Raw genomic sequence first — 12,604 nt, 5'->3', positions numbered from 1 at the left:
CTATGAGCTACTTAGACAATATTTTCTTTGTAATTATCCTGAGCCTCGGCATCGGATATTTTGCAATCAACGTAAAGAAACTCGTGCGCAACATCAAGCTGGGCCGCGATGTCGATCGTTCAGACAATCCTTCGGCACGTTGGAAAAACATGGCGATGGTCGCACTCGGACAATCGAAAATGGTCAAGCGTCCGGTGGCGGCGATCCTGCATATTTTCGTGTATGTGGGCTTTATCATCATCAACATCGAAGTACTCGAAATCGTACTCGACGGAATTTTCGGCACGCACCGTTTATTCGGATTCATGGGCGGTTTCTACGATTTCCTGATCGGGTCGTTTGAAATCCTGGCCTTTTTGGTTTTGTTTGCCGTGATTGTGTTTTTGATCCGACGCAACATCATCAAGCTCAAGCGATTTATCCATTCCGATTTGAAGGGCTGGCCCAAAAGCGACGCCAATTATATTTTGCTTTCCGAAGTGATCTTAATGACCTTCTTTTTGGTCATGAACGCCGCCGATTACCATTTGCAACTGCTCGGTTTCAGACATTATGAAAGGGCAGGGGCGTTTCCGGTTTCGCAATTCATCGAACCGGTGTTCAACGGCATGAACCCAAGCGCGGTCATGATGATCGAACGCGCGATCTGGTGGCTGCACATCATCGGGATTTTGATTTTCCTCAATTACCTGTATTTTTCGAAACACCTCCATATTTTATTGGCATTCCCGAATACGTACTATGCCGATTTGAAACCGAAAGGACAATTCGACAACCTCGAATCGGTGACCAACGAAGTCAAATTGATGATGGACCCGAATGCCGATCCATTCGCCGCCGCACCGCCAGCCGATGAAAATACGGTTCCACAGAAATTCGGCGCACAGGACGTACAGGATTTGAACTGGGTGCAATTGATGAACGCGTATACTTGCACCGAGTGCGGAAGGTGTACGTCTTCCTGTCCGGCCAACATCACCGGCAAGAAATTGTCCCCGCGCAAGATCATGATGGACACACGCGACCGATTGGAGGAAGTCGGCAAGAACATCGACGCCAACAAAGGCGTGTTCGTCCCAGACAACAAAACATTATTGAACGATTACATCACGCCCGAGGAGTTATGGGCGTGTACGTCTTGCAACGCTTGCGTTGAGGAATGCCCGGTCAACATCAGCCCGTTATCCATCATCATAGACATGAGGCGCTATCTCGTGATGGAACAAAGTGCGGCACCGATGTCATTGAACGCGATGATGACCAATGTCGAGAACAACGGCGCGCCTTGGCAGTACAGCCAGCAGGACCGATTGAACTGGAAAAACGAAAATTAAACGATTAACACGGAATTGAAATTCTCTTATAGGTGAGTTTAAGGGGGTTTTTAATTGCACAATTAGAAACCAAACGAAATGAAAACGGAAGAAATTGAAGACAACTTACAAGAGACAACGGAAAACGGCAAAAAGATCAGCCCAATCTTGCCCGAAGGCATCAAGAATTACCTGATCGACATCGACGGGACAATTTGTGACGACATTCCGAACGAAGAACCCGAAAGGATGCTCACGGCAGAGGTTTACCCCGATGCGCTGCATACGCTCAACAAATGGTATGACGAAGGACACATCATCTTCTTCTTTACCTCCAGGACCGAAGCGCACCGCGAATACACCGAAAGATGGCTCGCCCAACACGGTTTCAAATACCACGGCATGGTCATGGGCAAACCGCGCGGCGGCAATTACCACTGGATCGACAACCATTTGGTCAAGGCCACGCGTTACCGCGGCAAATTTACCGACCTCGTCGAAAAGGAAGTGACGATTCAGGTTTTCGACGACGGCAAACACGAATAACAAAACTTTGCAACTTTACCCCGATGCTTCGGAATGACTTTGCAACTTAAAAATAGAATATGTCAGAGAGTTTAGTTGTGCCAACCATGGCCGAAATGATGGCAACAGGACAGCAACCCGAAGTTTTATTTTGGGTAGGCTGTGCCGGTAGTTTCGACGACCGTGCCAAGAAAATCACCAAGGCATTTGTCAAGATTTTGAACCGTGCCAATGTCTCGTTTGCCGTACTCGGAACTGAGGAAAGCTGTACCGGTGATCCGGCCAAAAGGGCAGGGAATGAGTTCCTGTTCCAGATGCAGGCGATGATGAACATCGAGGTGCTGAACGCTTATGAGGCCAAGAAAATTGTGACGGCCTGTCCGCATTGTTTCAATACGCTCAAGAACGAATACCCGCAATTGGGCGGCCAATACGAAGTAATCCACCATACGCAATTCCTGAAGTCTTTGCTCGATGAAGGCCGATTGACAATCGAAGGCGGCCAGTTCAAAGGCAAGAAAATCACCTTCCATGATCCATGTTATCTGGGGCGTGCCAACAACATCTATGAAGCGCCGCGCGATTTGATCGCCAAACTCGACGCCGAACTCGTCGAGATGAAACGCTCGCGTGCCAACGGTTTGTGCTGCGGTGCCGGCGGTGCCCAAATGTTCAAGGACGCCGAACCCGGAAACAAGGAAGTCAACGTCGAGCGCACCGAAGACGCTTTGGAAACACAACCGAGTATCATCGCGGCGGCCTGTCCGTTCTGCAATACGATGATGACCGACGGGGTCAAGGCCAAGGAAAAAGAAGCCGAAATCAAAGTCATGGACGTGGCCGAATTGATAGCCAACGCCCAAGACCTGTAAAAGAATCACCAGACTCAGATTCTGAAATCTGAAATCTGAAATCATAAATCTTAAATTAAAATAATGTACGTTCCTTTTGAAAGTTTACCGCCCGAATCCCGCATCTGGATTTACCAATCCAACCGCAAGTTTTCGGACGATGAGATGAATGAAATTGATGCCGCGACCCAAGCTTTTGTTGAAGAATGGGCCGCACACGGAACCGGACTCGAAGCCTCTTACCAACTCAAATACAACCGCTTTGTCATCTTGGCGGTCAACCAGGAAAACCAAATGGCCACGGGCTGTTCGATTGATTCCTCGGTGCGTTTTATCCAAGGACTGGAGCAAAAATACGGCGTGGATCTGCTCGACAAAATGAACGTAACGTTCAAGCTAGGCGAACACGTCGCACACAAGCCACTCATCGAATTCAAGAAAATGGCCAAGGACAAAGCCGTTTCCGAAAATACGATTGTATTCAACAATCTCGTTAATACGATTGAGGAATGGAATGAAAGCTGGGAAGTCCCGGCCGCCGACAGTTGGCACAGCCGCTTCTTTTAATCCCTGTTTAATGAAAAAAAGTTGCCACATACTCTTTGTCGGACTATGCCTTTTTGCCATCGGATGCGCTTCCAAAAAAGAGGTCAAGCCTACCGTTGAAGCCAAAAAACCAACAGAGCCGGTCGTTGCCGAACAACCCGTGATTGACATCTACGAGGAAGTCTACGATTCCGACAGCCAGCGCAAATGGGTCGACAGCGTTTACAAACAGATGACTTTCGACGAGAAGCTTGGGCAATTGTTTATGGTTTCTGCCTATTCGAACAAAGATTCCGCGCACATCAAGAGCATCGATAAACTGGTGACCGATTACAAAGTCGGTGGCCTCATCTTTTTTCAAGGCGGTCCGGGTAGGCAAGCCCGATTGACGAACCGTTACCAGGCCAAAGCCAAACTGCCGATGTTCATCGCCATCGACGGTGAATGGGGATTGGGCATGCGTCTGGATTCGACCTATCGTTTTCCTTGGAACATGACTTTGGGCGCCATCAAGAACAAGAAATTGATCGAACGCGTGGGCGAACAGATGGGCAAGCACTCCAACCGCATGGGCATCCAGTTCAATTTCGGACCCGTGCTCGACATCAACACCAATCCCAAAAACCCGATCATCGGTTTCCGTTCGTTTGGCGAAAGCAAGGAAAATGTGACCGAAAGTGCCATGGCGATGATGAAAGGTTTCCAAAGCAAAAAAATCATTTCTACCGGAAAGCATTTCCCGGGACATGGCGATACCGAAGCCGATTCGCATTACTCGTTGCCTTTGATCAGCCATTCGCGCGAAAGATTGGAGGAAGTGGAATTTTACCCGTACAAAAAACTGATGAAGGAAGGACTCGAATCGGTCATGGTCGCGCATTTGAATGTACCTGCGCTCGAAAACCGTCCGAATCTTCCGTCCTCGATTTCGTACAATCTGGTGACCAATGTATTGCAAAAACACCTCGGTTTCCGCGGTTTGGTCTTTACCGATGCGCTCAACATGAAGGCCGCGAGCAATTATTTGAAACCGGGCGAAATTGACCTCGAGGCGTTTTTGGCCGGAAACGATATTTTGCTGTGCGCCGAGGATGTGCCGCGGGCATATGAGAAAATCTGTGCGGCTTATCAGGATACGATCATTACACCGGAACGTTTGGCGCTTTCGGTCAAGAAAATTCTGAAATACAAATACAAGGCAGGGCTCAATCAATACAAGCCGATCCAAACTGCTAATTTATACCAAGATTTGAACGATCCCCAAAGCGATGCGCTGCAATATGAATTGTATGAAAACGCGATAACTGTTCTTAAAAATAAAGACGAGATACTTCCAATTAAAGAATTGGAAAACAACAAGATAGCTTATGTAAAACTAGGAGACGACGTCAACTCGTCTTTTGTGTCGACACTCAAGAAATACACCGAAATCACCGAGGTTTTTGCCGACAACATCGACAGTTTGAATGTCAAATTAAAGCCGTTCAACACCGTCATCGTCGGGTTCCACAAATCGGATAAGGCATGGAAAAGCCATGCGTTTTCGGACAACGATTTGTTGTGGCTCGACCAGATTGCCAAGAACAATGTCGTGATCCTCGATGCGTTTACCAAACCGTATTCGTTGATGCAGATTGCCAATTTCGATGACATCGAAGCCGTTGTGCAATCGTACCAGAACAGCAATGTGGCACAGGAAGTTTCGGCGGAAATCATCTTCGGGGCAGTCGATGCCAAGGGCGTGTTGCCGGTATCCATCGCGCCGCATTTCAAGGAAGGCGACGGGCTCACGACCCAAAAACTCAACCGACTCGGGTTTACTGCGCCTGAAAATGTCGGCATGAATGGCTATGTGTTGTCGCAAATCGACGGCATCGCCAAAAAGGCCATCGAGAAGAAAATGACGCCCGGCATCCAGGTTTTGGTCGCACGCAAGGGAAAGGTCGTATACCAGAAATCATACGGCACGCACGACTACACCAATCTGACCAAAGTAGCCAATTCGGATGTGTACGACATTGCTTCGTTGACCAAAATCATTTCGACCTTGCCCAATGTGATGCAGCAATACGACCATAAAAAAGTCACTATGGAAACCACTTTGGGCCAGATGCTGCCGCTGTTCAAGAATTCCGACAAAGAAAAAATCCATTTCAAGGAATTGCTGTCGCATTACGCACAATTGCAGGCGTGGATCCCGTTTTACGAATCGACCTTGGACGCCAATAAAAAACCATCGGACAAATATTACCGCAAGATTGCCGATGCGCAGTTTTCACGCCAGGTCGCCGACAGCCTCTACATCCGCAACGACTACCACGATACGATCATGAAGAAGATCGTCGACAGCAAACTGTTGCCGAAAAAAGAATACAAATACAGCGATTTTACGTTCATCATCCTGCGCGATTACCTCGAAAAGGCCACGGGAAAATCGCTCGACCAGCTCAGCGACCAGCAGTTTTTCAAACCGCTCGGGATGAACAATACGACCTACAATCCGCTCAACAAATTCAACCGGTACATCATTCCGCCAACGGAAATTGACACTTATTTCCGTTACCAAACCATAGACGGCTATGTCCACGACATGGCTGCGGCGATGGATGGCGGGATAGCGGGGCATGCCGGGGTTTTCTCGAATGCGATGGATGTGGCCAAGATGATGCAGCTCTACCTTCAAAAAGGGAATTACGGCGGCAAGCAATATTTCTCGGCACAGACGTTCGACGAGTTCAACACTTGCTACTATTGCGCCGAGGGCAACCGCCGTGGCATCGGTTTCGACAAACCGCAATTGCCCGGAACCGCAGGACCAACCTGTGGCTGCGTACCGATGAGCAGCTTCGGCCACACCGGATTTACCGGTACGATCGCGTGGGCCGATCCAGAAAACGAACTCATTTACGTTTTTCTGTCCAATCGGACGTATCCGCAATCTGCCGTGAATACCTTGTCGAAGGAAAACATCCGCGAGGACATCCAGAAACTCATCTATACCGCAATTTCAAGATAGGCTCATGGTCCAAAAACTCAAAACCTTGCAGACCATCCACTTGGCGATTTGTGCCGGAATGGCCGTGGCCTATGTGTTTGCCGGAAATTTGTCCATTGAAGTACTGACCGTTCTGCCGGTTGTGGATGCTGCTTCGGCCATTTACCTGGTGATTCCTATTGCAGCCTTATTTCTGAGCCATTATCTTTTTAAATCGCAACTCAAAAAGCTGGACCCGAAGGCTTCGTTAGAAGACAAGTTTCCCACGTACCAGACGGCCTCGATCATGCGGTGGGCGATTCTGGAATTTGCGGCTTTCCTTATCCTGTTCCAAAAACCTGAATTCATCACTTTGGGAATCGGCATCATCCTGTACCTCATTTACTTGCGCCCGACCGAGGACAGGATCAATAATGATTTCCAGAATCTGGGCTAGGAGTGTTGCGTCTGTAGTCGTTAAATTTTACTTTTTTCGAGATTTCACGCGTTCTTTTTTGCTAATTTCGTAAGACTAAATCGCAATCATGAAAATCGCAATCGTTTGCTACCCGACCTTTGGCGGTAGTGGTGTGGTCGCCACCGAGCTTGGCCTCGAACTCGCCCGCAAAGGACACGAGATCCATTTCATCACCTACAGCCAGCCCGTGCGTTTGGCCGTTTTGAACCCTAATGTGCATTACCATCAGGTCAACGTTCCCGAATATCCATTGTTCCATTACCAGCCGTATGAATTGGCATTGTCGAGCAAACTCGTCGATATGGTCAAGCTGTACCAAATCGAATTGCTGCACGTGCATTACGCGATCCCGCATGCCTACGCGGGTTATATGGCCAAGCAGATGCTCAAGGAAGAAGGCATCAACATCCCGATGGTGACGACTTTGCACGGCACCGATATCACGCTCGTCGGGAACCATCCGTTTTACAAACCCGCGGTGACGTTCAGCATCAACAAATCGGATATCGTGACCTCGGTTTCGCAGAGTTTGAAAGACGACACACTTAACCTGTTCAACATCACCAACGAGATTTTTGTGATCCCGAATTTCATCGAACTCAACAAAGACATCGATAAAAGCGAAACACCATGTTACCGTTCACGTATTGCCAATGAGAATGAGCGCGTGCTGACCCACATCAGCAACTTCAGGAAAGTCAAGCGCATTCCCGATGTGATCAAGATTTTCCACAAGGTGCAGCAACAGATTCCGGCCAAATTGATGATGGTGGGTGATGGCCCCGAAAAAGAAAAAGCCGAGCAATTGTGCTACGAATTGGGTATCGCCGACAAAGTCATTTTCTTTGGCAACAGCAGTGAAATCGATCGCATCCTGAGTTACAGCGATTTGTTTTTGCTGCCATCGGAAACCGAAAGTTTTGGTTTGGCAGCGCTTGAGGCGATGGCGCTCAGCGTTCCGGTTATTTCGAGCAATTCCGGCGGTTTGCCCGAAGTCAATTTCGAAGGAATCTCAGGCTATCTGAGCAATGTGGGCGATGTGGACGAGATGGCCGCCAATGCGCTTAAAATATTATCCGACGATGTGACGTTACAACAGTTCAAGCACAAGGCGCTCGAAACGGCCAAACAGTTCGACATTAAGAATATTTTGCCGATGTACGAGGAATTGTACCAGAAAGCGATCGGGAGAGAACTCATCGCCAAATAAACCGAATCGACATGAAAAGAATAATCGTTTTACTTTTGATTTTAATCGCCGTGTCTTGCGGACCGGCTGCCGACAAAGGCAAGAAACCATTGTATGAAGTCCTCACGCAGCAAAACGACGGCGGCGCCCAGGTGCGCTTCTTTGAAATCCTGACTGAAGAACGCGAAATCAAAATGCTGCAGAACGACGAAAACCTCAAGAACAAAGTCAAGTCGACCGATGTTAACACCGCCAATTTTGTCATCCTGAACATGGGCGAGAAACCCTCTGGCGGACACTCGATCTCGGTTGAAAGCGTACGTGAAACCGCCGACAAGATTTACATCAAGGTCAAGGAAACGGGGCCGGGCGAAGGCGAAATGGCCACCAGCGTGATGAGTTATCCGTACGCGATTGTCAAGGTCAATTCCAAAAAGGAAATTGTCATCGAGTAGCCTGTTTGGGCGAAAAGATGATCGAGGCGACCAATTGCTGGCCGATCGCATTTTCCATTTCAAATAAATCTTCCTCCTCGGTATAATTGATGTCGCGGTAACGGTACAATTTCCAGCGCTTTTTATTGTATTCGAGCGCGGTCAGGTTTTCGACCCAATCGCCCGAATTCAAATACAAGGTACTGCCATTTTTATCCGATTTCTCGATGATCTTGGGCTCATGGATGTGTCCGCAGACCACATAGTCGTATTTCTTTTCGATCGCGAGTTCGGTAGCCGTATTTTCGAAATCTGAAATGTGCTTGACCGCTTTCTTGACGCTGGCCTTGATTTTCTTGGAAAAAGAATACGGTTCGCGCCCCATCTTGGTCAGGCACCAGTTCACGAATCGGTTGGCCAAAATAAGATAATCGTATCCAAGTCCACCCAATTTGGCAATCCATTTCGAATGCTGCACCGATACGTCGAATACGTCGCCATGGAAAATCCACGCCTTCTTGTCGTCGAGTTCCAAAACGAGCTTGTCCAAAATATGGAAATTGCCCATTTTCGTATCGCTGAACTTGCGCAGCATCTCATCGTGGTTGCCTGTAATATAATACACTTTCGTCCCTTTCGAGGCCATATTGATGATGCGTTGGATCACTTTCATGTGCATCTTGGGGAAATACGATTTCCGGAACTGCCAGATGTCGATGATGTCGCCATTGAGCACAAGTGTCTTGGGCTTGATCGACGACAGGTAGTTGAGCAATTCCTTGGCGTGGCAGCCAAATGTCCCGAGGTGTGCATCCGAGAGGACGACGAGTTCTACTTTTCTCTTTTTCATATCGTAAAGTTTTACTTCGTACAATTCGGGCTTTGCCCTCGGGTTACAAATGAAAAAGTTGTTTGTGAAGTGAACGCGAAGCGAAAGTTAAATTTCAGTTCCCGAAACCACAAACGGCAAAACTTCTAAAGAGACGGTTTACAATTGGATCAAAAAGTCGTTCCGGTCAACAGGCAAGAGCCAATCGTGCAGAACCATCTTGCTGATCAGTAATTTGAGAGAACCGAAGCTGTTGGGCTTGATCGCATAAAACGAAGCGCCTTTCGAAAAAGCCTCGTCCACGCTTTTGGGATTGCTGCTCATGGTCAGCATCACGACATTGATGTGCTGCAAACCATTCGCATTGCTTTTGATTTCCTCCAGACAATCCATACCGGATTTCTTGGGCATGTTCAAATCGACAAAAACGATTCCCGGCAGCGGAAAGGGTGGAAGGTTCAAGGTATCCATCAAATGGATGCCATCGAGTAATTGGGTCAAGACAATCTCGTCGTTGACCGCCGAGAGCGCCTGTGCAAACAGATCGCGGTCATCGCAATCGTCATCTGCCAAATAAATATGGCCATGCGGGGGTTGTGAAGTAACTAACATTTTGATTTGCAGTTGTATTGCAGAAACAGAAGACGAAGATTTAGAGTCGGCTCAGCAAATCAGAATGATCGAGTTGAATCCCTGTAATGGGTTAATATAGGGCTAATAATTGGATAAACGGTCTTGAAAATGAATTAATTAACTTTTGAGAGCTGGTCCCGAAGCGTCGGGATGCTGTTCGCTTTATCTTTTTCACGCCAAGGTTGGCGTGAAAAAGGATGTGCTTTGCCAGTTCGGCCTCCGGCCTCGGGTCGCTGCCATCAGGGCTAGTGTTCTGTGGTCATTTCAAAAATCACGTTATATTCGGCTTTCGACATTCAACGAAAACGTTTACATTTGCTTAAAACTCCAAAAATGGCCAACTCCTTCGGAAGGATTTTCAAACTTACCACTTTCGGCGAATCGCATGGCGAAGCCCTGGGCGGCATCATTGACGGCGTTCCACCTGGAATTACAATCGATTTCGAAGCCATCCAAAAAGAAGTGGAGCGAAGAAAGCCCGGGCAATCGGCCATCGTGACCCAACGCAAAGAAACCGACACGGTGCAATTCCTATCGGGCATTTTTGAAGGCCAGACCACCGGAATGCCGATCGGGTTCCAGATTGCGAACACGAACCAGAAATCAGCCGATTATGCGCACAACAAAGATGCTTTTCGACCTAGCCACGCCGATTATGTCTATGAAAAGAAATACGGTATCCGCGATTACCGCGGCGGTGGCAGAAGTTCGGCACGCGAAACGGCCAATTGGGTCGTGGGCGGTGCGATTGCCAAGCAACTATTGAAAGACATCACGATCAATGCTTTCGTTTCATCGGTTGGGGAAATCTTTATCGACAAGCCCTACCAGGCGCTCGATTTTTCTAAAACCGAATCGAACGATGTACGTTGCCCCGATCAGGCGACCGCCGAAAAAATGGAGGCGCACATCCGCGAAATCAGGAAGCAAGGCGATACGATTGGCGGCACGATTACCTGTGTCATCCAAAACGTCCCCGTCGGGCTCGGCGAACCGGTATTCGACAAACTCCACGCCGCATTGGGTCAGGCGATGCTCTCGATCAACGCCGTCCACGGTTTTGAATACGGCAGTGGTTTCTGCGGCGCAAAGATGAAAGGCAGCGAGCACAACGACTTGTTCAATCCCGATGGCACGACACAATCGAATTTGTCGGGCGGCATCCAGGGTGGGATTTCGAACGGGATGGACATTTATTTCCGGGTGGCATTCAAACCCGTGGCGACGATCATGCTGACGCAGCAAACCATAGACAACCAAGGCAATATTGTAGAAATGCAAGGCAAAGGCCGACACGATCCGTGTGTGGTGCCACGTGCCGTACCGATAGTGGAGGCGATGGCCGCGATGGTTTTGGCCGATTTTTATTTGATCAACAAAATTTATAAATGAGAAAATTAGACAATGAGATAATTAAATAAGGAAAGAATTATTCTAATGTTCTAATTGACCGGTTATCTAAAATACAAATGATCCAATCATTTTCTAATTTCCCAATTGACTAATTATCTAATTAAAATATGACGAACGAACAACCCACCAAAACTTCCTTTTTCGGAAACCTGACAACCCAAATCCTCATTGCGATGATCCTTGGGGTAATTCTTGGCGTAATCGTACACAACAACATTTCGGCCGAAGGCGCCAAGGAATTCAGTACCTACATCAAGATGCTCGCGACGATTTTCATCCGTCTGGTGCAGATGATCATAGCGCCGCTCGTGTTTACGACATTGGTGGTCGGAATCGCCAAATTGGGCGACATCAAGGCGGTCGGGCGAATAGGAGGCAAGGCGCTGGGTTGGTTTTTTACCGCTTCGTTTATATCGCTATTGATCGGGATGTGCTGGGTCAATATCCTGAAGCCGGGCGTTGGACTCAACTTGTCGGATGTGGATTTGAGCACGGCTTCGGAAGTGACCGAAAAAACGAGTAATTTCTCGGCACAGAATTTCATCGAACACATCATTCCCAAAAGTATCGTCGAGGCGATGGCGACCAATGAAATCCTGCAAATCGTGATCTTTTCGATTTTCTTCGGGTTGGCGGCGGCAGCCATTGGCGATACTGCCAAACCGGTGGTCAACGCTTTGGACAAGACCTCGCACATTGTTTTGAAAATGGTCAATTATGTGATGAAGTTTGCGCCGCTGGGCGTTTTTGGTGCGATTGCCGGTGTTTTTGCGATTCGTGATTTTGGTGATTTGCTGTTGACTTATGCGAAATTCTTCGGCTCGTTTATGGTGGGCATTTCGACACTTTGGGTCGTGTTGCTCGTCGTAGGTTATCTGTTCCTCGGCAAGGCGATGGGGCTTTTGCTCAAGCGCATCGTGAGCCCGTTGATCATTGCGTTCGGTACGACAAGTTCCGAAGCGGTGTTCCCGAAACTGACCGAAGAACTGGAGCGTTTTGGCGTGAAAGACCGCATCGTTTCATTTATGTTGCCGCTCGGCTATTCGTTCAATCTCGACGGCAGTATGATGTACATGACGTTTGCGAGTATTTTCATTGCGCAGGCGTATGGAATCGACCTGAGTGTCGGCACCCAATTCACGATGCTTTTTGTTCTGATGCTGACCAGCAAAGGGATTGCGGGTGTGCCGAGGGCGAGTTTGGTCGTGGTTGCGGCTACTTGCGGGATGTTTAAGATTCCGATTGAAGGCATTGCGCTCATTTTACCGATCGACCATTTCTGCGATATGTTCCGCAGTGCGACCAATGTACTTGGAAATGCGCTGGCTACGAGTGTGGTAGGCAAGTGGGAAAAGCACGACTCCTAAATGAACAGAAATATTTTATAATCAGCTTTTTAACACATAAGTTTGTTATATT

At 48.2% G+C, this 12,604-nt stretch carries 12 protein-coding genes; 10 read left to right on the top strand and 2 right to left on the bottom strand.

Annotation, left to right across the window (positions count from 1 at the left end):
* Window positions 1-2: 2 nt before the first annotated feature.
* From QM717_RS16920 to QM717_RS16885, 8 genes are all read left to right on the top strand, one after another.
* Window positions 3-1,334, top strand: coding sequence for a 4Fe-4S dicluster domain-containing protein (locus QM717_RS16920; protein WP_415039256.1), 1,332 nt, complete (start codon window positions 3-5; stop codon window positions 1,332-1,334).
* 78 nt (window positions 1,335-1,412) lie between these two features.
* Window positions 1,413-1,859 carry a phosphoheptose isomerase gene (locus QM717_RS16915; protein ID WP_415039254.1) on the top strand — a complete coding sequence of 149 codons (447 nt, stop codon included), beginning with the start codon at window positions 1,413-1,415 and terminating at the stop codon, window positions 1,857-1,859.
* Window positions 1,860-1,918: 59 nt separating this feature from the next.
* Entirely contained in the window at window positions 1,919-2,710 is a 792-nt protein-coding gene (locus QM717_RS16910; protein ID WP_415039253.1) for a (Fe-S)-binding protein, read from the top strand.
* A 63-nt stretch (window positions 2,711-2,773) separates the two neighbouring features.
* Window positions 2,774-3,256, top strand: coding sequence for an ABC transporter ATPase (locus QM717_RS16905; RefSeq protein WP_415039251.1), 483 nt, complete (start codon window positions 2,774-2,776; stop codon window positions 3,254-3,256).
* 10 nt (window positions 3,257-3,266) lie between these two features.
* Window positions 3,267-6,251 (top strand): glycoside hydrolase family 3 N-terminal domain-containing protein, encoded by a 2,985-nt coding sequence (locus tag QM717_RS16900; protein WP_415039249.1) that lies wholly within the window; start codon window positions 3,267-3,269, stop codon window positions 6,249-6,251.
* A 4-nt stretch (window positions 6,252-6,255) separates the two neighbouring features.
* Window positions 6,256-6,666, top strand: coding sequence for an MFS transporter (locus QM717_RS16895; RefSeq protein WP_415039248.1), 411 nt, complete (start codon window positions 6,256-6,258; stop codon window positions 6,664-6,666).
* A gap of 88 nt (window positions 6,667-6,754) precedes the next feature.
* Window positions 6,755-7,897, top strand: coding sequence for an N-acetyl-alpha-D-glucosaminyl L-malate synthase BshA (gene bshA / locus QM717_RS16890; RefSeq protein ID WP_415039247.1), 1,143 nt, complete (start codon window positions 6,755-6,757; stop codon window positions 7,895-7,897).
* Window positions 7,898-7,908: 11 nt separating this feature from the next.
* Complete coding sequence (locus tag QM717_RS16885; protein WP_415039246.1) at window positions 7,909-8,331, top strand: protease complex subunit PrcB family protein; 423 nt, start codon at window positions 7,909-7,911, stop codon at window positions 8,329-8,331.
* Here the strand turns inward: QM717_RS16885 and QM717_RS16880 are convergent.
* Both QM717_RS16880 and QM717_RS16875 read right to left on the bottom strand, forming a co-directional pair.
* Entirely contained in the window at window positions 8,321-9,160 is an 840-nt protein-coding gene (locus QM717_RS16880; RefSeq protein WP_415039245.1) for a UDP-2,3-diacylglucosamine diphosphatase, read from the bottom strand. The two genes, QM717_RS16885 and QM717_RS16880, sit on opposite strands and share 11 nt — an antisense overlap.
* A 138-nt stretch (window positions 9,161-9,298) precedes the next feature.
* Window positions 9,299-9,751, bottom strand: coding sequence for a response regulator (locus QM717_RS16875; protein ID WP_415039244.1), 453 nt, complete (start codon window positions 9,749-9,751; stop codon window positions 9,299-9,301).
* A 354-nt stretch (window positions 9,752-10,105) separates the two neighbouring features.
* On the opposite strand from QM717_RS16875, the gene aroC reads away from it, so the two are divergent.
* On the top strand, window positions 10,106-11,164 hold the full coding sequence (aroC, locus tag QM717_RS16870; RefSeq protein ID WP_415039243.1) for a chorismate synthase: 1,059 nt from the start codon (window positions 10,106-10,108) through the stop codon (window positions 11,162-11,164).
* A gap of 128 nt (window positions 11,165-11,292) precedes the next feature.
* Window positions 11,293-12,552, top strand: coding sequence for a dicarboxylate/amino acid:cation symporter (locus tag QM717_RS16865; RefSeq protein ID WP_415039242.1), 1,260 nt, complete (start codon window positions 11,293-11,295; stop codon window positions 12,550-12,552).
* Window positions 12,553-12,604 lie beyond the last annotated feature (52 nt).

The sequence above is a fragment of the Flavobacterium sp. genome, assembly GCF_047602195.1.
Taxonomy (GTDB): Bacteria; Bacteroidota; Bacteroidia; order Flavobacteriales; family Flavobacteriaceae; genus Flavobacterium.
Note: the sequence above shows the minus strand (reverse complement) of the source record. Positions and strands in the feature narration are given on the sequence as shown.